The organism is Pigmentiphaga litoralis (assembly GCF_013408655.1).
GTDB classification, from domain to species: Bacteria; Pseudomonadota; Gammaproteobacteria; order Burkholderiales; family Burkholderiaceae_B; genus Pigmentiphaga; species Pigmentiphaga litoralis_A.
This window is the reverse complement of sequence record NZ_JACCBP010000001.1, coordinates 2,062,223-2,083,093: the sequence shown is the minus strand read 5'-3', so window position 1 is coordinate 2,083,093 and position 20,871 is coordinate 2,062,223. Positions and strand designations below refer to the sequence as shown.

Below are 20,871 nucleotides of genomic sequence, written 5' to 3'. Positions count from 1 at the left end.
AAAAAGAACGTTATTCGGTTTTGTCGCCGTTGTCGAGCACTGCGCGATCGATGCCGCCAGCGTCGAACTCGAACCGGTACGCATGGCCGCTGCCCTCCGGTGCGGCCACGACGCGTCCGGCGGTCGGCGCGGGAAAGTGGGCGGGCAGCACCAGTGTGTGATCGTGCGCGCATCGCGCCAGCAAGGCTTCGCGCGATGCGCGGGCTTGCACGGGGTCGGCACAGAAACGGGTGCTCCAGCCGGGATAGCAGCACTGCAGCGGATGGTGGAAGGCATCGCCGCTGATCAGGCCGTGCTGCCGGGCGCCCTGGATCGCCACGCCGACATGCCCCGGCGTGTGGCCGGGCAGGGGGACCAGTTGCAGCAGGTCGTCGATGCGATGATCCATCGGCACCAGGTCGGCAAGGCCCGCATGAAAGATAGGCCAGACCGAATCGCCGATGTAGTCGCCGGTGCGCAGCAGGCCCGGATGGCCTTCATTGGCCTTCCAGTAGTCCCATTCCGGATGGGTGAACAGATAGCGTGCGTTGGGGAAGGTGGGCGTCCAGACGCCATCGACCAGCGTGGTATGCCAGCCGACGTGGTCCACATGCAGGTGGGTGGACAGCACGATGTTGATGTCTTCGACACCCAGGCCCGTGGCCTTGAGCCTGTCGAGCCAGCCCCACTGCTGCCGGTCGAAATCGGCGCGCACCCGCGGCTTGCAGTCGCCCACGCAGGTGTCGACCAGGATGTTCTTGCCCCCGCTGCGCAGCAGGAAGGACTGGATGCTGATCACCAGCCGGTCGGTGTCGGGGTCGTAGAAACGGGGCACCAGCCAGTCCAGGTTGGCCTGGATATCCTGCGGCGTCGAGTCCGGAAAGATTTCGGCCGGCCGCAGCAGCGGCCCTTCGGCCTCGACCAGGCGGACCAACTGCACGCCGCCAAAATCAATGACCGCGGGATCAATGACCGCCGGATCGATGACCGCCGGATCGATACCCGTCATTGCGCGTGCGGAACGTGCTTGCCCGGATGCACGCTGCCGCACTCGCCGCACGTGCGGTTGGATTCGCTGGCGTAGAAGGCGTCGAACAAGGGTGGCAGGTCGGCCACGATGTTCTTGAGCTGCACTTCCACGCGGTGCACCAGGCTGCCGCAGTTCAGGCAATACCACTCGAACCCATCAAGCAGGCCTTCCGGACGCTGGCGTTCCATCACCAGACAGGCGCTGCCCGTTTCCGGCCGCTGCGGCGAATGGCGCACATGCGGCGGAAGCAAAAAGATGTCGCCTTCTTTCAGGTCGACGCGTTCTTCCTTGCCATCGACCCACAGCTTGAGCCAGGCATTGCCCTTGATCTGATAGAAGAATTCTTCGAGCGGATCGTCGTGGAAGTCGGTGCGGTGGTTGGGTCCGCCCACCACGGTCACGATGAAGTCGGTGTCCTTCCAGATCTGCTGATTGCCCACGGGCGGTTTCAGAAGGTGGTCGTGGTCGTCGATCCACCGCAGGAAGTTCATGGGGGGGCCGTATCCGGTCATATGCGTGTCTCCGCTGTGAGTGCTTAGTCTAGGCGCGCGCAGGCTCTCGTCAAAATAGAACTTGGCGTCCGGGATATTCATTTTGGCTATGGTGCCAGACGGTGCGTCAGGCACCAAGGTGACGCTAGGTGGCGGAACCGTTGCGGGCGTCCGCGATGCGATGCAGGTATTCGATCAGGTGTTGGCTGGCCGGCGTCAGCTGGCGGTGGGCGCGCACCGAATAACCGACCTTGCCGAACTGGCCGAAAGTGTCGATGGGAAGCCGTTTGAGCATGCCCTGCTGCAGGAACTGGTCGGCGGCATCGTGCGGCATCAGGGCGATCGCGTCGGTGCGCAGCAGAATGCCGACATTGGTCAGCAACGACAAGGATTCGATGTGCCGGGTGGGCAGTCCCAGCCCGGTCCGGTAAAAGGTCTGCTCCACAGCGGTGCGCAGCGGCGAATCCGACGACGGCAGGATCCACGGATGATCGATCAGCGCCGCCAGGTCCAGGGCCGGCAGATCCACTGCCCTTGCGCCGGCCAGCGGGTGCTGCGCGCCCACCACGGCGCAGAGTTTTTCTTCGTAGAGCGCGTGGTGGACCAGCGGGAAGGAGTAGCCAAGCGCGATATCGCGTTCGGGCAGGCGACCCACGACCACATCCAGGTCGCCGGTGGCCAGGGCAGGAAACAGATGGGAAGACGGGCCTTCGGTAATCGTGACCAGGATGCCGGGGTGTTCCTGCATCAGCAGCGCGATGGCCTCCGGCAGCAGCTTGGCCGAGGCCGCGATCAGCGTGCCGACGATCACATGGCCGCTTTCACCGCTCAACACGGCGTTGAGCTCGTCGGTCATGTAGCGCAGTTCGGCCATCAACGTCTTGACGCGGCGGCCCAGCATGTGCGCAAGTTCGGTCGGAACCACCCCCCGGTTGGACCGTTCGAACAGCGTCGCCCCCACGAACTTTTCCAGCTCGAAAATCGCCTTGGTCACGCTGGGCTGCGTCAGGTTCAGTTCATTCGCGGCCCGCGACAGCGACCGGCGCTCGAGCACCCGTTCAAAGATCTGCAACTGATGCAGCTTGAACTTGTGCCCGAGCGCGTTCGGGGTAATGCGGAAGTTCGACATGGCGGACGCCGTTCGGGATGGCTCGCCATTGTCGGCAAGGCCAGGCTGGACAGTCACCCGCGCGGCATTACAGCTTCACGCACACGTTGGTGGGCTCGGTGTAGAAGTGTAGCGAGTGTCGTCCGCCTTCCCGCCCGATGCCCGACAGGCCGCTGCCGCCAAAGGGCGTGCGCAGGTCGCGCAGGAACCAGCAATTGACCCAGGCCAGGCCCACGTTCATGGCCTGCGCCACGCGGTGGCCGCGCGTCAGGTTGGTGGTCCAGACCGCCGCGGCCAGGCCGTAGCGGGTGTCGTTGGCCATGCGGATCGCGTCTTCTTCCGTGTCGAAAGGCGCAATGTGGCAGACCGGGCCGAACACTTCTTCCTTGATGCAGCGTGCCGTCTCGGGCAGGCCGGTCCAGATGGTCGGCTGGATGTAGGCGCCTTCGTCGCGCGCATCGCCAAAGGTCGGCACGCCGCCCCCGGTGACCACGGTGGCGCCTTCTTCCACGGCCAGCTTCAGGTACGACTGCACCTTGCTGCGATGTTCGTGCGAGACCAGCGGACCCATGGTCGTTGCCGGATCCATGGGCCAGCCCAGCACCAGTTTTTCGGCTTCGATCTTGAGCGCGCTCACGAATTTGTCGAAGATCGGCCGGTGGACGTAGACCCGTTCCGTGCACAGGCAGACCTGGCCGCAATTGGCGAACACCGATCGCGCCACGCCTGCGACGGCGGCATCGAAATCGGCGTCGTCGAACACCAGGGCCGCGTTCTTGCCGCCCAGTTCGAACGACACCGGTTTGACGCCCGGCGCCACGGCTTTCATGATGGTGCTGCCGGTGGCCGTCTCGCCCGTGAAGGTGATGCCGTCGATATCCGGATGGGTCGTGATGAATTCGCCCGCCGAGTTCGGACCGAACCCGTGCACGACGTTGAAAACGCCGGGGGGCAGGCCGATTTCTTCGGCCACTTCAGCCAGCAGGGTGGCGGTGGTGGGCGTGACTTCGGACGGCTTGGCGACCACCGTGTTGCCGAACGCCAGCGCCGGCGCGACCTTCCAGGTGAACAGCAGCAGCGGCAGGTTCCACGGCGAGATCACGCCCACGACGCCAAGCGGCTTGCGGTAGGCGTAGTTGAGCGCCTGGCGGCCGTCGGGCGTGTCGGTCATGAAACTTTCCATGTCCAGCGTGCGGGCGATTTCGGCAAAGGACCGGAAGTTGGCGGCGCCGCGCGGAATGTCGATCTGGCTGGCCCAGCCCACCGGCTTGCCAGTGTCGGCAATCTCGGCCTGCAGGAATTCGTCGAACCGGCGTTCGATGCCGTCAGCCAATGCATACAGGTACGCGGTGCGCTCGCCCACTGGCAAGGCGGCCCAGCCGGGCAGCGCGGCGCGGGCGGCAGCCACGGCGGCGTCGACCTGGTCACGGCTGGCTTCATGCACCTGGGCGATCAGTGCGCCGTCGGCGGGATTGTGCTTGGCGAAGGTACGGATGCCGTCGTGAAAGCGGCCGCCGATGAAATTGCGCAGGTGTCTGACCGACATGGGTGTGTCCTCAAATGACGTATACGTACTAATCTACCGCCACTTTGTACTTTTGGGAAGCGAAAACGTCAGCGTGGCGCCGCCGCAGCACGGCTTCGCCGCAGCGGGTAAGATCGAAAGATGTCTTCATGAGCGCTTCCGCATGCCATCTGATACGCCCCGCCACTCCGACCCGCTCGACACCCCGGATCCCCAGCCGACTGGCCATCCAATTGTCGAAATCGACGCTGCCGCCGGCACGGAACCCACCGAAGCGGAGCGCGACACGCTGATCGCCGCGTTCGAACTGACCGACGTCGCGTCGCACCTGCTGCGCCGCGCGCACTTTCGCGCTGAAGCCATGTTCATGGAGCATTTCCAGGACGAAGACATCACGCCGCGCCAGAAAGCGCTGCTGATCACGGTGTGCAAGCATCCGGGCGCGACGCAGAACCAGCTGGGCGACTATATTGCGCTCGATCGCAACTCGCTGGCCGACATGGTCAACCGCATGGTGCGCAAGGGGTATCTCAAGCGGATGCGGGCGGCGGGCGACGGCCGGGCCTATGCTGTGCACATCACCGATGCCGGGTTCGCGCTGCTGCAGCGCGTGCTTCCGCGCGACAAGCTGGTCGAAGAAGCCATCATCGGTGTGCTGCCCGACGAATACCGCGCCCTCTTCATGAAGTGCCTCAAAATCGTGGCGGGCGTCCAGGTCTGACGCACGCGGCGGCTGGACGCGGCGTCCCGGCTATGCTGTCATGGCGCTTGCTTTCCGCAAGTAAAAACTCGTATATTCGTACGTATACGTCATAAAACCACGAGGACACGCATGGGGCAGACACCTACTCCCGACGCCGCGTTGATCTCGGATCTTGCGCAGCGCCTGCGCACGGCCCTGGACACCCGCGTTGCCATCGACCCGCTACGGACGGCATTGCCGGACAACGACCTTGCCGCGGCCTATGCCGTGCAGCAGGCCAATACCGATCACTGGCTGGCGCAAGGCCGCCGCCTGGTCGGCCGCAAGATCGGGCTGACGTCCAAATCGGTCCAGGCCCAGCTCGGCGTGGACCAGCCCGACTACGGCATGCTGTTCGCCGACATGTCGGTGTGCGATGGCGAAGAGGTGCCTGCCGGCACGCTGCTCCAGCCCAAGGTCGAAGCCGAAATCGCGCTGGTCATGGAACGTGACCTGGATGTGGCGCAGGCCACCATGGCCGAGCTGATCTCGGCGGTGGCGTATGCCTTGCCTGCCATTGAAATCGTCGACAGCCGGGTCGCCAACTGGAAGATCGGCATCGTCGACACCATTGCCGACAATGCCTCGTCGGGCCTGTTCGTGCTGGGCAACCGGCCGGTCAAGCTCAATGACTTCGATGCGCGTCTGTGCGGCATGGTCATGGAACGCAACGGCGACCAGGTGTCGATCGGCGCTGGCGCCGCGTGCCTGGGCCACCCGCTGAACGCCGCACTGTGGCTCGCACGCAAGATGGTCGATTGCGGCCAGCCCCTGAAGGCGGGCGACATTCTGATGACGGGTGCCCTGGGCCCCATGGTGGCCGTGACGGGCGCGGACCGGTTCGAGGCGCGTATCGCCGGACTGGGCAGCGTACGGGCCGTATTTGGCGCACAGGAGCAGAAGGCATGAGCGGATCGTCAATGACCCTGGAAGAGATCGCACGCGAGCTGGACGTCGCGGCATCCACTCCCCACGAGGCCGAGCAGTTCGCCGAACGCCGCCCCATGACCCTGGCCGAAGCCTACGATGTCCAGAAGATGCTGATCCAGCGCCGCGTGGATCGCGGTGCGTACCGTATAGGCATGAAGATGGGTTTCACCAGCCGCGCCAAGATGGTCCAGATGGGCGTGCACGACATGATCTGGGGTCGCCTGACCCACGACATGCGCGTGGACGAGGGCGGCGAGCTCAAGCTGTCGACGCGCGTGCATCCCCGCGTTGAACCGGAAATCGCCTTCCTGCTCAAGAAACCGCTGTCGGGCACGGTGTCCGCCATCGAAGCGCTGGGCGCCGTCGAAGCCATCGCGCCTGCGATGGAAATCATCGACTCCCGCTACAAGGCCTTCAAGTTTTCGCTGGAAGACGTGGTGGCCGACAACGCGTCGTCGTCCGGCATCGTGCTGGGCACCTGGCATCGTCCGGACATCGACTTTTCGAACCTGGGTCTGATCATGTCGCGTAACGGCAAGCCGACCCAGATCGGGACCACGGCGGCGATCCTGGGCCATCCCATCCGTTCACTGGTGGCGGCGGCGCGGCTGGTGGCCGAGGCAGGCGAAACCCTGCCGGCCGGGTCGATCGTGATGGCGGGGGGCGCCAGTGCGGCTGAAGCGCTGGTGGCGGGCGACTGGATCGAACTGGAAATGCAATCGCTGGGCCGCATCGGTTTCCATGTGACAGCGTAAGCGGACAGCAGCTAGCCCTGCATCGGGGGCGGCGGGTGCAAGACGACGGGCAAGCTTTACCGGTTTGCTCGACCGTGTTGCCCCGCCGCCCCTTTTTTCGTGCCGGGCGAAGGCCGCGCCTGTGCTGGGCATAAGCTCATAAGCGCGCGCCGCAGGCACGCCTATTGCGGGTCAGGAAGCTCTCAAACGCAGTATCAGGAGACAACCATGATTCGATATACCCGTTCCATTCTGATCGCTTCCATCCTGGCCGCCACGAGCACGATCGCCGTGGCGCAGACCGGCGGTACGTCGGGCTCCATGTCGGGCTCGGGCGCCGGTTCCACGATGACCCCGGGTTCGACCACGACGTCGCCGGGGATGCGTTCGGGTGGCAACTCCAATGCATCGGGCAATGCCGGCACGGGCTCGCGCTCAGGCACCGGTACCGGCACGATGAACAACCGTAGCGGCTCGGGCACCACCGGCGGCACGGGCACCATGAACGGCAGCGGCGGCTCCATGAGCGGCGGCGCGACCGGCAGCGGCCCCACCACGGGCGGCATGAACGGCGGCACGGGCAGTGGCGCGAGCGGCACCGGCGGTTCCATGAGCGGCAACACCGGCTCGATGGGCGGCGGGTCGATGGGCGGAACGCCGGGTAGCGGCGGCATGGGCGGCGGGTCGACCGGCGGCGGCACCATGGGCGGTTCGACCGGCGGCGGCATGGGTGGTTCGTCGGGCGGCGGCATGGGTGGCGCGGGTGGTGGCATGGGTGGCGCCGGTGGCGCTGGCGGTGCCGGCGGCGCGGGTGGTGGCGGCCGCTGATCCAGCGCAGCACCAGTAAGAGCAACGGCCACTTCGTGTGGCCGTTGTTGCGTCCGGTGCCTGCGCACGCGCGTGCTAGCATGCCGCCAATTACGTCATAGGCACTTCACGTCATGGAAACACAAAAGCAGATCGCGGTGCTGGTCGAGGCCATTGCCCACCAGAGCCGGCAAATTGCGTCGTTGACCGCGTCACTGGCAGAGCAGAGCGGCCAGACCGATGCCTTGACCGCCGCCTTGCTCTCCACCCTGCACGCGGCGCGCGCCACGCCGGGGCTGCCGCTGTTGATCGAATCAAGGCTCGAGCAAGGCTATTCGGGTCTGCTGGCCCGGTCGGAAAGCCCGGAATATGTGGGCGGGTTCGAACGCATGCGCGACCTGATTCTGATCGCGCTCAAACAGGACTGATCGCCCGATCAGCAGGCCCCGTCGGTCGGCTGGCGTTCGATGGCCATCGGCTAGGTGCCAGCGGCTTCCTTGCGCAGATCGCGCTTGGCATCAGTCACGGACTGCGCCTGCGACAGCGAGTGCGTCTCGGACACGGGCGCATCGTCTTCAGCCAGATCGCCCAGACGGCGATAGAACTCCGTCAGCTTCTGCAGTTCCTTTTCGTCCAGATCTTCGATGCAGATCAGGCGATTGCTCGCCTTGCTGTGGCTGGCGATCAACTCGTTCAGCTTCAGGTGCACCGCTTCGCTGTCCTTGTTCTGGCTCTGCTGGATCAGGAACACCATCAGGAAGGTGACGATGGTGGTGCCTGTGTTGATGACCAACTGCCACACTTCGGAAAAGCCGAACAGCGGACCGCTGATCGCCCACACCAGCACGACCAGCAGCGCCATCGTGAAGGCGATGGGCGATCCCGCCGACCGGGTCACCTTGCCGGCAAACGTGTCGAACATCTTGTAGAGCTTGCGGCCGATGCTGGCATCGTCGTCGCTGGGTTTGCGCGCGTCCTCGGGGGCTTGGGCGTCTTGCGTCATGGTCGGGCTCCGGGCATGGGGCATCAGGGGGCGAGCGTGGGCGTGCAGGGGCCGGGCATCGGGTCTGGACTGCACCTGGCCATCGTTCCGAAAGGCATATCCTGCCTCGGGCGCACATATTGCTGCAAGAGCCGTGCCGCAGAGCAGCCGCGCCACCCGCGCGCCGCTCCGCATCAAGCCCACACCTGCATTCCTGGAGGCCAGCGCCATGCCCAACGACACCACCGCCAACCCGCCGCACCCCGTGCATCACTACCGGCTGTATGTAAGCCAAGGCCATGTGCTTGCAAGAAACACCAAAAGCAAGACCATCGACCTGGGCACCGTGACCGAACACGACGGCCTGGTCAGCTATCGCCTGGATGTGGGCGATCTGGCTGGCGCGAACTTCGCCACCACCGAAAAGATGCTGAACGACGTGGCGGCCAAACTGGCCTTTGCTTACCTGGACGACCTGTTCACCGCGCTGGCCGATTGCACACCCCAGATCGCCCTGGATCTGGACAAGGACCCGTATCTGGACATCACGCTGGAAGACATCACCCCGCGCGAGGGCAGTTCCCTGAACGAGCCCACGCCGCACATCTTCTGATTCCGGGCGGGTTCAGTACGGGGGTCAGTACGGGGATCAGTACGTCTTGTACGGCAGGAATTTGCCGGACAGGACGACCTTGACACGATCGCCCTTGGGATCGGCCTGCCGGTCGATGTCCATCGAAAAGTCGATCGCGCTCATGATGCCGTCGCCAAACTCTTCGTGGACCAGTTCCTTGATCGTGGTGCCGTACACGCTCACGATCTCGTACCAGCGGTAAATGAGCGGGTCGGTCGGCACGGCGGTCGGCAGGGAGCCCTTGTACGGCACGATCTGCAGCCAGGCGATCGCTTCATCCGACAGGTCAAAGATCGTGCCGACAATGCCGGCCTGTTCCTTCGTCAGCGTCATCTGGCCCAGGCAGGCCGCGGTCGTCCATTCCTTGCTCAGGCCAACCTGTTCGGCCACGTCGGCCCATTTCAAGCCCTTGCGGACCTTGGCGGATACGATCATCCGGGTCACTTCACTGCGGTCATAAATCGCGGACATGGTGTCTCCGTGTCAGTGGGAGGTAAGTGCGGCGGTCGGGGGCAGGGCGGCAAGGCCCGGCATGACCGTCAGGGGAGGCGCCGATGCGCCACGCGCTTCGGCTTGATAGGTACGCGACCGGTTCACCAGAAAGTCGATCAGGTGATTCCGTATCGGGTAGTACTGCGGGTCGTGATGGACAGTGGCCCGCGTGCGATCGCGCGGCATCGTGTTGTGCACGATCTCGGCCACCCGGGCATAGGGGCCGTTGCTCATCAGCATGATCTTGTCGGCCAGCAGGATCGCTTCGTCCACGTCATGGGTGATCATGAACACGGTCTGCCGCGTCGCCTTCACGATGCCTAGCAACTGATCCTGGATCGTGCCGCGCGTCAGCGCGTCCAGCGCGCCGAAGGGCTCGTCCAGCAACAGCATCTTGGGTTCGATCGCAAACGCGCGCGCGATGCCCACCCGTTGTTTCATGCCGCCCGACAGTTCCGACGGTTTCTTGTCGATGGCCGCGTCCAGGCCGACCATGGCGACATGCTTGACGACATGCGCGTCGATCTGCGCACGATTCCAGTCCGGCCAGCGCGAGCGCACGGCAAACGCAATGTTCTTGCGCACCGTCAGCCAGGGCATCAGTGCGTGGCTCTGGAAGACGACGCCGCGATCCAGGCTGGGGCCACGCACCTCGCGCCCATCCATCAGGATCAGCCCGCCGCTAGGCGTTTCCAGGCCCGCCAGCGCGTTCAGGATGGTCGTCTTGCCGCAGCCGGAATGTCCGATGATGCAGACAAATTCGCCTTGGGCAATGTCGAAGCTGACGTTTTCGAAAACGGGCGGCGCGCCGGGGACGTAGACCTTGCTCAGGTTCTCGATCTTCAGGAAGGCGGGCGGACGGTGGCTCATCGGGTCGCTCAGGCTGTCTTTCATTCGGTATACGTGACCCATTTCTGCAGCATGCTGAACATGCGATCGAGCAGCATGCCGACGATGCCGATCACCAGGATCGCGAAGATGACGCTGGTCAACGACAGGTTGTTCCACTCGTTCCAGACGAAGTAGCCGATGCCGGTGCCGCCCACCAGCATCTCTGCCGCGACGATCACGAGCCACGCAATACCCATCGAGATCCGCATGCCGGTCAGGATGGTGGGCGCGGCCGCGGGCAGGATCACCTGGAAGGCGCGGCGCAGCGGCCGCACTTCCAGCGTGCGCGCAACGTTCAGCCAATCACGCCGCACGCCCGCCACACCAAAGGCGGTGTTCACCAGCATGGGCCAGACCGAGCAGATGAAGATCACAAAAATGCCCGAGATGGACGAGTCCTTGATCGTGTAGAGCGCAAGCGGCATCCAGGCCAGTGGCGAGATCGGCTTGAGGATCTGGATGAAGGGATCGAGTGCGCGGTAGATCAGCGGCGACATGCCGATCACGAAACCCAGCGGCAGCGCCACCGCGACCGCGATCAGAAAGCCCAGCGCCACGCGGCCCAACGAATGCGCGAGCTGGATGCCGATGCCCTTGTCGTTGGGCCCGTTGTCGTAGAAGGGTGATGAAAGCTGTTCGACGATCGTGCGGCCCATGTCGCCCAGGGTCGGAAAGCCGGAGTTGCGCGGGGCTTCCACCGACTTGCCCATCATCTTCATGTACTCGATCTGATCCGCCGTCATGGCCGGACCTGCCGGCCCCGCGGCGCCTGGCAGGGTCGCCAGATGCCAGATTCCCAGGAAGACGCCAAGCAGCAGCAGCGACAGCAGGGCGGCCTTGAAGCGCAGGGATCGCATCACGCCGTCTTCCGGATCGCAAAGCCGTCCAGGTACGCGTCGGGCCTGGCCGGATCGAAGGTCTTGCCCATGATGGTGAAGGGCGGATAGGCTGCATCAGGCGCCGGCTGGCCCAGTTCCTTCATGTGTTTCTTTGCGTCGGCCAGCAGGAAGACACGTTCCGCCAGTTGCCGGTATTGCACGTCGCCCTTCACATAGCCCCAGCGCTTCATCTGCGTCAGCATCCACACGGCCATCGATTGCAAGGGCACGGGGTTGAAGTCGGCGCGGTCCGGCACGGTCTGGATCTTGCCGAGCCCGTCGGCGAAGCGCCCGGTCAACACCTGCGCCACAACGGTCTCGGGCTGGTTCAGGTAGGCCTGCGGCGAAATCACCTTGGCGATCAGTTCGCGGTTCTTGGCGTCGCGCGCCATGGCCGATGCGGTCAGCACCGCGCGGAACAAGGCGGCAAAGGTGTTGGGATTCTGCTGGATGAAGGCTTCCGAGGTGCCGAAGGCGCAGCACGGATGGCCGTTCCACAGGTCTTTGGTCAGCACGTGGATGAAGCCGACTTCGTCGAACACCGCGCGCTGATTGAAGGGGTCCGGGCCCAGGAAACCATCGATGTTTCCCGCGCGCAGGTTGGCCACCATTTCCGCCGGCGGCACCACCCGGATCTGGATGTCGCGGTCGGGATCAAGGCCGTGTTCCGCGACGTAGTAGCGCAGCAGGAAATTGTGCATCGAGTATTCGAAGGGCACCGCGAACTTGAAGCCTTTCCACGTGGCAGGGTCGCGCTTGTCCTTGTGCTTGAGACTCAGCGTGATGGCCTGGCCATTGGTGTTCTGGATCGTCGCCACCCTCATCGGCGTCGGGTTGGACCCGGCCCCCATCGAGATCGCCAGCGGCATGGGCGACAGGAAGTGCGTCGCGTCGTATTCCTTGTTGATCATCTTGTCGCGGATCAGCGCCCAGCCCGCGGTCTTGATGACCTCGACATCCAGTCCCTGCTGTTTGTAGAAGCCCAGCGGGTGGGCCATGATCAGCGGCGTCGCGCAGGTGATCGGAATGAAGCCGATCTTCAGGTTCTTCTTTTCGGGCGCGGCCTTTTCCTGGGCCATCGCCATCATCGAATCCAATGGCAGCACGCTCTGGATCACGCTCAATGCCGTGCCCGCACCCACGGCGCGGATGAAGCGGCGGCGCACGCTGTCCTGCGGGAACAGCGCCTTCACCATGGCCGCCTCGACAAAGGCGTTGATCTCGGCCTCGTTGTCGATCGCCCGTGCCTTCAGCGTGGCGACCGCCAGCGCGTTGTCGTGCGAGGCCGCGTCGGCATGGCGGCCGCAGGCGCAGCCGGAAGTCAGAGGGCGATCGGGATTGAACGGGTCGTAGGACATGGGGCGCTGCTCCGGGTGGGGGAGGATCTGAGTCCCCATCCTACGGACTGTCGAGCAGCGCCGGTATCGCGGAATCCGGCGAGTTTTTGTAGTGCCAGCCCTACACGGCCACCAACTGGTGTTTCACCGCGTACAGCGCGATGCCGACGTCATTGCGCGCGCCCGTCTTTTCCATGATGCGGCTGCGATAGGTGCTGACGGTGTTCGGACTCAGCGCCAGCCGCTCGGCAATCTGGCCGACGCTTTCGCCGCTGGCGATCAGCTGGAACACCTGGTATTCGCGGTGCGACAGCGCTTCGTGCGGCACGTCGTGCGCGGCGCGCGCCATGTCCATGGCCATCGTTTCGGCCTGGGACGCGCTCACCACCACGCCACCCGCCGCCGCCTTGCGGATCGCGTCGGTCAGCTGCTGCGGCGCCGCGCTCTTGTTCAGGTAGCCTGCCGCGCCCAGCTTGAAGCAACGCGCAGCGTACTGACGATCGGGATAGGTCGAGAGCATCAGCACCGGCAGCTTCGGGAATTCGCGTTTGAGCTGGATCAGCACGTCCAGTCCGTCCCGCTGCGGCATCGCGATGTCGAGGAGGACGACGTCAAAGGCGCCTTCGCGCGCCAGGCGGATCGCCTCCGTCCCGTTGTCGCATTCGGCGGCGACATCGATATCGGCCGTGTCGGCAAGGATCTGCTTCAGTCCCTGCCGGATGATCTGGTGGTCATCGCACATCAACAGACGGATCATGGCAGCGCCTCAGGCAAGGGAAGGAATGGGGACGTCGAGCGCCAGCCGGGTGCCTTCACCCGGGATGCTGTCGATGCCGATTTCGCCGCCGAAATGCCGCGCGCGTTCGCGCATGCCCATCACGCCATAGGCATCGGAGCGTTCGAAGGCGTCGCGCAGCGCGCCCACACCGTTGTCGGTCACAACGATCCGCAGCCGGTCGCGGGTCACACGGATCCGGATCGCGACCCGGTCGGCCCGGGCGTGGCGCGCAATGTTGCTCAGCATCTCCTGGAAGATGCGGAAGATGGCGGTGGCCAGGGTGTCATCGGGCATGACGACGCCCGGGTCGACATCGAGCTGCCAGTCGCACACGATGTCGGACGATGACTCGAACTCGCGCAATTGCCACTCCAGCGCTGCGAACAGGCCCTGGTGATCGAGCAGGCTGGGCCGCAGGTCCGTGATGATGCGGCCGACGTTTTCGACCGCGGTTTCGATCAGCCGGTTCATGGCTCGGCATTTGGCCGACAGGTCGGACCGTTCCACCAGGCGGGTGTCCAGCCAGTTCACGTCAAACTTGAGCGCGATCAACAGACTGCCCAATTCGTCGTGGATCTCGCGGGCAATGCGTGTGCGTTCGTCTTCGCGCACCGAGTGCAGGTGGGCCGACAGTTCCCGCAGCTGGGCCAGCGCATCGGACAGCGCGCGGGTCCGGTCCGTCACCCGTTGTTCAAGTTCGTCCTTGCTTCGCTGCAGCAGATCCTGCTCGCGGCGGCGCACCGAAATGTCGATGAACGTGACGACCGCGCCGCGCACCACGCCCTGGTCGACGATCGGATGCGACGAGTATTCCGCCGGAAAGCTGGTGCCATCACTGCGCCACAGGACTTCGGTGTCGATGCGGCAGGGCATGCCTTGCCAGAAGGCCCGAAAGATCGGGCAGGTGTCGATCGAATAGTGCGAGCCGTCCGCATGCGTGTGATGCATGAGGTCGTGCATGTTGTGACCCAGCATGTGCGCGGGTTCGTAGCCCAGCATGTCTGCCGCCGCGCGATTGGCGTAGATGCACTTGCCGTCCATGTCGATGCCGCAGATGCCGTCGCCGGTCGATTCGAGCAGCAGGCCGATCTGGTCACGCCAAAGTTCTGATAGAGGAAAGGGACGGGAGGCAGGCATTGCGCAGCAAGGGAGACGTTGCGCAGTTCATGCAAGTCGCATGCCAGAAATCAGGGTCGTTTCTGCATGGAAGCGGTGCGTGGAAGGGGGAAATCGGCCCGGCAGCGCGTAGCGTGCGCGGGGGCGGTGCGCCAGGCAGGCGCACCGCGGTGCATCGTATCCCTCCGTCTTCAGCTGCGGTTTTCCACCTTGGGGCCGCTGTCGACGTTATTGCCCGGGTCGTGGGCTTCTTCCGCGCTCACGCCTGGCGGAAAGTTGGCCTTGGCGCCCAGGGCGTTCGGATCGGTCGGATGGTTGCCGATCGTGCGCGCATCCTTGCCGTCGCCGTCTTTCGGCTTGCCCGGGGTTGCACCGCGCGCCGTCCCGGCGTCGTCGGTGGCATTGCCTTCTGAAGGGCTCTTTTTGGACATCGTCTTCTCCTTGGGGTGGGTGGCGCGTCAGTCTTTCTTGTGGGTTTGCGCAGGCGTCTGCTGCGACGCGTCGCCATCGGACTCCGATCCGACACCCAGCCAGTTCGGGTCGTTCGGACGCTTGTTGATGACGGGCTCCGCGTGGGTGCCCTGGGTGGCCGAATCCGGATCGTTGTTGGCCGAGGTGTTCTGGGTATCTGCCTGCATGGTGTGCTCCTTGGTTTGCACGCGTGGTGCAACCATGCAGCAAGCCACGTGCCGTCCTGTTGACTTGGCCGCCGGGGTGCGGGCACGCCGCTTGCGGATGAGTCTGGGTCCCTCGGGAACCGGGCGGCACGTTCTAACAAGTGCAACCGGAAGACTGAGAAAACGCGGGCAGGAACGGCAATTGCTGTGGTCCTGGTACTGACAACCGAAGTAGGAGATACCATGAAACATTCGAATTTCGTCAAGAAAGCCATGTTCGCCGCCATCATCGGCGCAGCCTCGACGGTTGCTTTCGCGCAAACCGACACGACTGCCGCACCGGGCAGCGCCAATACCAAGATGACGCAAGGCGGCCCAGCCGTCGGTGACGGCCAGCAAGGCGGCGCCAAGACCGGCAAGACCGGTTCGGACCGTGCCCAGAAGGCACCTGGCGCAGCCGCAGTGGGCCGCAGCGCCGACAGCACGATGCCAAAGACCCGTTCGCCAGCACCTGGCTCGAATGGTCCCCTGGTCAATGACAACTATGTCCAGGGCGGCGCCAACACCGGCAAGACCGGCTCGGACCGCACCATGAAGTCGGGCACGACCGCCAACGTGACCCGTCCTTCGGACAAGATGGATCCGGACCGTCCTGGCACGCCAGGCGGCCCGTACACCAGCGACGCCAACCAAGGCGGCGCCAAGACGGGCAAGACGGCATCGGGCAAGTAAGCTGACGCGTCTCGCACGTATCGCCTGAGCGGTCTGCGGACTGCAAGGGTTTGAACGGCCGCCTCCTTCGGGAGGCGGCCGTTTTTGCGTGTGCGGCGGCGTTGCGTGGCGGCGTGCCCGTCGTTATCCCGCTGCATGACGTGTCATCGTGGCGCAAAAATGTAGGGTTTACCGGAAAGGGAGCCCTCTGGTCCTGTAGAGCGTCTTTGACAATTGCACGAGACGGCATTGTGCGGTCGCACATCGAAGCTGCTTGCATCGGCCCCAGGGGTCGGGCGTATAGTGAACCGTCGCTTGGCGGAGTCTCATCATGCAGACCATCCAGTACAGCCCCAATCGCAGCTCACGGATTCTCGACATCGAAATCCAGCCCACGCAGCAGCCCTCCGGCGCCTGGAGCGCCGACTGCAGCGTTTATGAAATGGTCGCGGGCGTACGCGTCTGCCGCGGCACCGGCCTCACGCTTCGTGACGTGCCGGCCACCTGTGAAGACGACATGCTCGACGCGGCAGCCTCGCGGATCGCCGACGACATCGAACACCAACGAGGGATCACCCTCTAGCTCCAGGAGACGACATGACCACACCGAAACGCCTTGCATCCGCCGAAGACATCCGCATGCTGGTCCAGGACGCCGTCAATGCGCGCCCGGAACTGCGTCAGCACAACGAAGCCCTCATGGTGCACGAGCCTTTCTGGCACGAAGACGACCAGACCGGATGCAACTGGTCCATCTCGGGTTACATGGGCCTGAGCAAATATGCCGATGACTTCCGGATCGCCCTGCAGGACGTCCGTAGCAGCTACAACCTCGGCACCTGACCGAAAACCGGCAAAATCTGCAGGTTCATTGGTGAATTCCCTGGGTATCCAGGGCTGGATCACGGCTCCTCCCGCGCCTATATTCTGCTGTACTGACTGCATATGCTGGTCCGACACAGTGGTCTCTAGACGAGGGAGCAAGCTATGCCAATTGATCGCAAGAAGCTGGTGTGTTTTGTAGTGGCGCTGAAATCACCCGATGGCGCATGGCACGGGTGTGCACTGAATGAAGACAAGGCGTGGCTGCAACCGCTCGACACCGATCTATGGGGCGCCGGAGAAAAGGCTGGCGTGTTCTGCTCCAAACCCAGTGAAGAGTTGCTGCGCGCCGCAGCCCAGGGGCTCGCGATCTCCGAGCCTGTGGAAGTCCGGGCCCACCGGTTGTTCCATGCTTCGGACAGCGACGAATCGGCGTCGGTCCTTTCGCGCAAAGTGCTGCGCTGAACCTGCAAGTCTTGTAGCGGCCGCGTAGCAATACGCGGCCTTTCCATTCGTGCCCGCCACGGCTGCCGTCCCGGCACGACCCCCACAGGAATCCGTTTTCCATGGCAGCAAGATGCCTTTTCTTTCTGGCAGCGTTGATGCTTGCCGGCGCCGCGCATGCCGACGTGGACTGGACGTCGCCGCTCGGTGTGGAGCTGGGCACGACCCCCTGCAAACAGATGCAGCGCCAGAAGCGGCAGACCTGGGACTTGTGGGTGCGGGCGACCAGTGATGTGACGGGCGGATCGGCCTTCTATCCGGAAAAGCCGGTGCTCGACGACCTGCCGGACCTGAAGCAGATGGCGATCGTGTGCGACGCCGCGCCGGGCCGGGTGGCTGCCGTCTTTCTGAGTGTGCCGCGCCATTACCTGCGCGCCGCCGCCGATGCCTTTACCTACCGCCATGCGACCGTCAAGGTCGACCTGGGCGACCCGCAGCATGGGGCGGCGCAGTGGCGGGACGAAACCGACTATGTCGAGATCCGCTACGACGAACGTCATCCGGAAACGTTTTATCTGACCTACATGACACAGGCTTTCCACGACGACTGGGCGGCGTACCTGGCCCGGTTTCCGCGTGCGCAGCCCTGGTATGTCGCGCCGAACTGACAGTGCCAAAAAATTATTGAGCCAGCTCAAAGTTGAATGGCTGTCAACTTCCAGGGCGGCTACCGGAGGCCTTCCAGGCTGCTCAGGACGACCGTACAGTGCAGCGCAATGCGTGTTTCGGCAGCGACTCCGACGGTGACCACGGACGCCAGTTCGCTGATGTCCGCCAGGGGCCGCGAGGCCTGGCGTGACGGATACTCGACCAGCACCGTCCAGTGCGGCGGGTACTTCTGCAATTCTTCGATGAGTTCCGTGACGACCACGCAGCGTCTCCCGTGCGGCACGCTGGTGCGTGCGGATGGGCAATTATCCGGCGTTTGAACCGTGGCCGACGCCACCGGACGGTCTAATCCTTAGGCGCTGCATGGTCCGGTCCAAACGGTCAGGTCGGGAAAACTATCGCCTGGGGCTAGGTTGGACGTATGATTTGCGTGAGATTTGATCGGGGCCGATCCTTTTCGTGCGTGCGCCGTTCTCGCGCTGCGCTGTCGTCGTCACCCCCCTTCTACGTTAACGAGTCCGTTCCCCCATGAACCACACCACGATGCCGCGTCGTCCGACGCTTCCGGCCGCTGATCTTCTGTCGTCCGGCGTTGGGCGCACCGTCATCGCCATTGCCGCCACCGCGGCGCGGGTCGACGCCTTGGCGTCCTTTTTCCGGCAAGTGGACCCGCGCACCGACGCGGTGTTCATCGTGATGCTGGACGCCGAGGCGGACCGGACGCTCGATTGCCTGCTCGCATTGCAGCAGGCGGCCGACCTGCCGGTACAGGTGCTGGCGGAGCGCCTCAAGCCCCGTCCCGGGCATCTGTATATCGTTCCGGGCAACCAGACAGTGGATGTCATCGAGGGCATGGTGGGCACGGATGCCGCGCCTGCCGATACCCCCTTTGCCAGTGTCGTGGACGCAGGGCTGATCCAGCTTGCGCATGCGTATGGCGAGCGTGTGTTCGCGCTCAGTTTCATGGCCCGGCAAAACGTGGCAACCCAGGGGTGGCATTCGGTGCGGCAAGTGGGCGGCATCGTGATGGCGGCCAGCGATATCGCGCCGTGTCCGGAAGCGGATATCTGCATGCCGTCCGACCAGTTGGCGGCGCGCATCCGCCTGATCCGCCAGGTGTCTGACGCCCACGCGCCGCCGCGCGGCCGGCATGTGCTGGCCGATCCGCACACGGCCGACAGTGTGGTGGAAGCCGAGGCAGAGGAATGGGCCTGGCGCGATGTGCTGACCCTGCTCTGCCATCACGCACGTCATGATTTCCGTCGATATCGGCGCGATGCCCTGATGCCGCGGGTGACGCGCCGCCTGCGGATCGCCTGCGTGGCCGGCCTGCCCGCGTACCGCGATTACCTGCAGGGCCGGCCTGCCGAAGCCCATGCCTTGCTGGCCGAACTGGCCAGTGGCGGCCCGTCGCTGTTCGATACGCGGACTTCTGTGTTGCTCGACACCGAAACCTGTCAGGGGCTGGTTGATCTTGCAAGCCAGCGGGGCGATCCGGTGTTGCGGGCGTGGAATGTGGATTGCGGGCGGGGCGAGGACAGTTATGCGATCGGCATCCTGCTGCTCGATGCCGTGAGCCAGCCTGGCGCGGCCGCGGCGGTGCAGGTGTTCGCGACCGAGTCGGACGCGTCGGCGCTGGTGCAGGCCCGGGCCGGACGCTACCCCGCGTCCCGGATTGCCAACATGGCAGGCGCCGTGGCGGAACGGCATTTTGCCGTGTCGAATGGCGATGCCGTCGCCAATCGCAAGCTGCGCGGCACGATCGTGTTCGCGGCGCATGACCTGTTGCAGGATCCGCCGCTATCCCGACTGCACCTGGTGGCGTGGCGCAATCGCTTGTCCTTGCTCACGCACTCGATCCAGCGCGCCATGCTGCGGGTGCTGCATTATTCGCTGGTACCGGGCGGGTATCTGCTGCTGGGTGAAAACGAAGGGTCCGACGCCATGGACGAGTGGTTCGTGTCGGTGGACCGCCAGCGCGGGCTGTACCGGGCGAGGCTGACCGGTGCGGACGCACAGGTGCCCGTGCCGGCCGGCCAAGGGGTAACCGAGTCGGCGTTCAAATCGAGCGCGAGCGGCGAGATCTACCGGCGCGCGCTGCAACGAGACGCCTTGCCCAGTCTGATCGTCGGGCATGAATACGAACTGGTGCACCTGTGCGACCGGGTCGGACGCTTCCTGACCTTCTCGGTGGGCGAGCCGACCCGCCAACTGTTGGCCGTGATCGATCCGGCCTTGCGCGGCGCACTGCGCGCGGCGCTGCACGAGGCGACGCTATCGCGGCAGCCGGTCTATTCGCCCCAAGTGTCGTTCCGCCGGGGCGGCCGCGATCTGCTGGTCAGCATCGCCGCCAAGCCGTTCACCGACAGCGACAATGGCGCCGACCTGATCCTGGTGCTGTTCGACGAAGCCGAGGTCGATCCCGTGGCCGACGCGTTGCCGCCTGAAGCGCCCGTGCGGCGCATCGAATCCCATCTGCATACGGTGCGCACGGGGCTGCGCAGGCAGGGCGACCCGTCGCAGGGCGCCGGCCAGGCGTCATTGCATGCGGCGAATGAAGCCCTGCAGATCATCAACGAAGAGCTGCGCACGGCGACCGAAGAATTGAAAGCGCGGGAGTCCGCGCTGCAGGCAGCCAACCAGGAATTGAGCACGCTCGTTTCCGAGCTGGAACAGGAAATGGAGCGGGCCGCCACGGAGCGTGACCATCTGCGTAATCTGCGGCACGCCAGTGAATCGGCGGTCATGTTCGTTGACCGCCAGCTGTCGGTCCGGTTCTATACCCCGGCATGCCGCACCGTGTTCGATGTGGCGGCGCTCGAAGCCTGCGGCCCGCTGACCGATGTGGTGTACGGCTTGAACTACCCGGGGCTGGCCGACGACGCCGCTACCGTCATGCGCACGCTGCGCAGGCAGGAACGGCAGGTGTCCGACCGGGCCGGCCGGTGGTTCACGGTGCTGCTGTCGCCCTATGTGACCAGCAGCGACCGGGTCACCGGCGTGGTGGTGACCCTGCGCAACAAGGCGGCCAGTCCGCCTATCGCCCGCCCGGTCGCAGCGGGGCAGCCGCCGCTCGACATGTCGGCGTCGATCGCCAGCCTGATGGGCATGCCGACGGATGTCCAGCCGGACCGATAGGGCGACCGTGAGCGCG

General features: G+C 64.7%; 26 protein-coding genes. 12 read left to right on the top strand and 14 right to left on the bottom strand.

Going from position 1 to position 20,871, the window contains the following annotated elements; translation table 11 throughout:
* Positions 1 to 10: 10 nt before the first annotated feature.
* The 4 genes from HD883_RS09255 to HD883_RS09240 all read right to left on the bottom strand — a co-directional run bounded on the left by HD883_RS09255 (position 11) and on the right by HD883_RS09240 (position 4,154).
* Positions 11 to 988, bottom strand: a complete 978-nt coding sequence (locus HD883_RS09255) for an MBL fold metallo-hydrolase (protein WP_179586198.1) — start codon at positions 986 to 988, stop codon at positions 11 to 13.
* Positions 985 to 1,521, bottom strand: coding sequence for a 3-hydroxyanthranilate 3,4-dioxygenase (locus HD883_RS09250; RefSeq protein ID WP_179586200.1), 537 nt, complete (start codon positions 1,519 to 1,521; stop codon positions 985 to 987). Before HD883_RS09250 ends, HD883_RS09255 begins: the two co-directional genes overlap by 4 nt.
* Before the next feature lie 124 nt (positions 1,522 to 1,645).
* Entirely contained in the window at positions 1,646 to 2,629 is a 984-nt protein-coding gene (locus HD883_RS09245) for a LysR substrate-binding domain-containing protein (protein ID WP_179586202.1), read from the bottom strand.
* 67 nt (positions 2,630 to 2,696) lie between these two features.
* Positions 2,697 to 4,154: a 2-hydroxymuconic semialdehyde dehydrogenase gene (locus HD883_RS09240; protein ID WP_179586204.1), complete on the bottom strand. Its 1,458-nt coding sequence runs from the start codon at positions 4,152 to 4,154 to the stop codon at positions 2,697 to 2,699.
* A gap of 73 nt (positions 4,155 to 4,227) precedes the next feature.
* On the opposite strand from HD883_RS09240, the gene HD883_RS27930 reads away from it, so the two are divergent.
* The 5 genes from HD883_RS27930 (at position 4,228) to HD883_RS09215 (ending at position 7,774) form a co-directional block, all read left to right on the top strand.
* Complete coding sequence (locus tag HD883_RS27930) at positions 4,228 to 4,854, top strand: MarR family winged helix-turn-helix transcriptional regulator (protein ID WP_373563331.1); 627 nt, start codon at positions 4,228 to 4,230, stop codon at positions 4,852 to 4,854.
* A 111-nt stretch (positions 4,855 to 4,965) separates the two neighbouring features.
* Entirely contained in the window at positions 4,966 to 5,784 is an 819-nt protein-coding gene (gene mhpD, locus HD883_RS09230; RefSeq protein ID WP_179586206.1) for a 2-keto-4-pentenoate hydratase, read from the top strand.
* Positions 5,781 to 6,560: a 2-keto-4-pentenoate hydratase gene (locus HD883_RS09225; protein ID WP_229828066.1), complete on the top strand. Its 780-nt coding sequence runs from the start codon at positions 5,781 to 5,783 to the stop codon at positions 6,558 to 6,560. The genes mhpD and HD883_RS09225 overlap by 4 nt, the downstream gene beginning before the upstream one ends.
* 207 nt (positions 6,561 to 6,767) lie before the next feature.
* Positions 6,768 to 7,367 carry a hypothetical protein gene (locus HD883_RS09220; protein WP_179586208.1) on the top strand — a complete coding sequence of 200 codons (600 nt, stop codon included), beginning with the start codon at positions 6,768 to 6,770 and terminating at the stop codon, positions 7,365 to 7,367.
* A gap of 113 nt (positions 7,368 to 7,480) precedes the next feature.
* On the top strand, positions 7,481 to 7,774 hold the full coding sequence (locus HD883_RS09215; protein ID WP_179586210.1) for a hypothetical protein: 294 nt from the start codon (positions 7,481 to 7,483) through the stop codon (positions 7,772 to 7,774).
* Positions 7,775 to 7,824: 50 nt separating this feature from the next.
* Here the strand turns inward: HD883_RS09215 and HD883_RS09210 are convergent, their stop codons facing one another.
* Positions 7,825 to 8,349 (bottom strand): low affinity iron permease family protein, encoded by a 525-nt coding sequence (locus HD883_RS09210; RefSeq protein ID WP_179586212.1) that lies wholly within the window; start codon positions 8,347 to 8,349, stop codon positions 7,825 to 7,827.
* A gap of 133 nt (positions 8,350 to 8,482) precedes the next feature.
* Here HD883_RS09210 and HD883_RS09205 point away from each other — a divergent pair, with 133 nt between their 5' ends.
* Positions 8,483 to 8,941, top strand: a complete 459-nt coding sequence (locus HD883_RS09205; RefSeq protein WP_179617607.1) for a hypothetical protein — start codon at positions 8,483 to 8,485, stop codon at positions 8,939 to 8,941.
* A 36-nt stretch (positions 8,942 to 8,977) separates the two neighbouring features.
* Here the strand turns inward: HD883_RS09205 and cynS are convergent, their stop codons facing one another.
* The 8 genes from cynS to HD883_RS09165 form a co-directional block, all read right to left on the bottom strand.
* Positions 8,978 to 9,433, bottom strand: coding sequence for a cyanase (gene cynS / locus HD883_RS09200; RefSeq protein WP_179586216.1), 456 nt, complete (start codon positions 9,431 to 9,433; stop codon positions 8,978 to 8,980).
* 12 nt (positions 9,434 to 9,445) lie between these two features.
* Positions 9,446 to 10,348 carry an ABC transporter ATP-binding protein gene (locus HD883_RS09195; RefSeq protein ID WP_179586219.1) on the bottom strand — a complete coding sequence of 301 codons (903 nt, stop codon included), beginning with the start codon at positions 10,346 to 10,348 and terminating at the stop codon, positions 9,446 to 9,448.
* The gene (gene ntrB, locus HD883_RS09190; protein ID WP_179588651.1) at positions 10,345 to 11,202 is read right to left on the bottom strand and encodes a nitrate ABC transporter permease; all 858 of its coding nucleotides are present in this window, start codon (positions 11,200 to 11,202) and stop codon (positions 10,345 to 10,347) included. The genes HD883_RS09195 and ntrB overlap by 4 nt, the downstream gene beginning before the upstream one ends.
* On the bottom strand, positions 11,202 to 12,581 hold the full coding sequence (locus HD883_RS09185) for a CmpA/NrtA family ABC transporter substrate-binding protein (protein WP_179586221.1): 1,380 nt from the start codon (positions 12,579 to 12,581) through the stop codon (positions 11,202 to 11,204). Before HD883_RS09185 ends, ntrB begins: the two co-directional genes overlap by 1 nt.
* Positions 12,582 to 12,681: 100 nt before the next feature.
* Positions 12,682 to 13,317 carry a response regulator gene (locus HD883_RS09180; protein WP_179586223.1) on the bottom strand — a complete coding sequence of 212 codons (636 nt, stop codon included), beginning with the start codon at positions 13,315 to 13,317 and terminating at the stop codon, positions 12,682 to 12,684.
* Between the two features lie 9 nt (positions 13,318 to 13,326).
* A complete protein-coding gene (locus HD883_RS09175; RefSeq protein WP_179586225.1) occupies positions 13,327 to 14,475 on the bottom strand; it encodes a sensor histidine kinase in 1,149 nt (382 codons plus the stop codon).
* A gap of 170 nt (positions 14,476 to 14,645) precedes the next feature.
* Positions 14,646 to 14,885 carry a hypothetical protein gene (locus tag HD883_RS09170; RefSeq protein WP_179586227.1) on the bottom strand — a complete coding sequence of 80 codons (240 nt, stop codon included), beginning with the start codon at positions 14,883 to 14,885 and terminating at the stop codon, positions 14,646 to 14,648.
* 27 nt (positions 14,886 to 14,912) lie between these two features.
* Positions 14,913 to 15,092: a hypothetical protein gene (locus HD883_RS09165; RefSeq protein WP_179586229.1), complete on the bottom strand. Its 180-nt coding sequence runs from the start codon at positions 15,090 to 15,092 to the stop codon at positions 14,913 to 14,915.
* Positions 15,093 to 15,314: 222 nt separating this feature from the next.
* On the opposite strand from HD883_RS09165, the gene HD883_RS09160 reads away from it, so the two are divergent.
* From HD883_RS09160 to HD883_RS09140, 5 genes are all read left to right on the top strand, one after another.
* Positions 15,315 to 15,803: a hypothetical protein gene (locus HD883_RS09160; protein WP_179586231.1), complete on the top strand. Its 489-nt coding sequence runs from the start codon at positions 15,315 to 15,317 to the stop codon at positions 15,801 to 15,803.
* Between the two features lie 310 nt (positions 15,804 to 16,113).
* Entirely contained in the window at positions 16,114 to 16,365 is a 252-nt protein-coding gene (locus tag HD883_RS09155; protein ID WP_179586233.1) for a hypothetical protein, read from the top strand.
* Positions 16,366 to 16,379: 14 nt separating this feature from the next.
* The gene (locus HD883_RS09150) at positions 16,380 to 16,625 is read left to right on the top strand and encodes a hypothetical protein (RefSeq protein WP_179586234.1); all 246 of its coding nucleotides are present in this window, start codon (positions 16,380 to 16,382) and stop codon (positions 16,623 to 16,625) included.
* 144 nt (positions 16,626 to 16,769) lie between these two features.
* Positions 16,770 to 17,069 carry a hypothetical protein gene (locus HD883_RS09145; RefSeq protein ID WP_179586236.1) on the top strand — a complete coding sequence of 100 codons (300 nt, stop codon included), beginning with the start codon at positions 16,770 to 16,772 and terminating at the stop codon, positions 17,067 to 17,069.
* Between the two features lie 101 nt (positions 17,070 to 17,170).
* Positions 17,171 to 17,716 (top strand): hypothetical protein, encoded by a 546-nt coding sequence (locus HD883_RS09140; RefSeq protein ID WP_179586238.1) that lies wholly within the window; start codon positions 17,171 to 17,173, stop codon positions 17,714 to 17,716.
* Positions 17,717 to 17,775: 59 nt separating this feature from the next.
* On the opposite strand, the gene HD883_RS09135 is transcribed toward HD883_RS09140, so the two are convergent.
* Positions 17,776 to 17,979 (bottom strand): hypothetical protein, encoded by a 204-nt coding sequence (locus tag HD883_RS09135; protein WP_179586240.1) that lies wholly within the window; start codon positions 17,977 to 17,979, stop codon positions 17,776 to 17,778.
* 266 nt (positions 17,980 to 18,245) lie between these two features.
* Here HD883_RS09135 and HD883_RS09130 point away from each other — a divergent pair, with 266 nt between their 5' ends.
* Positions 18,246 to 20,855 (top strand): CheR family methyltransferase, encoded by a 2,610-nt coding sequence (locus HD883_RS09130; RefSeq protein WP_179586242.1) that lies wholly within the window; start codon positions 18,246 to 18,248, stop codon positions 20,853 to 20,855.
* Positions 20,856 to 20,871 lie beyond the last annotated feature (16 nt).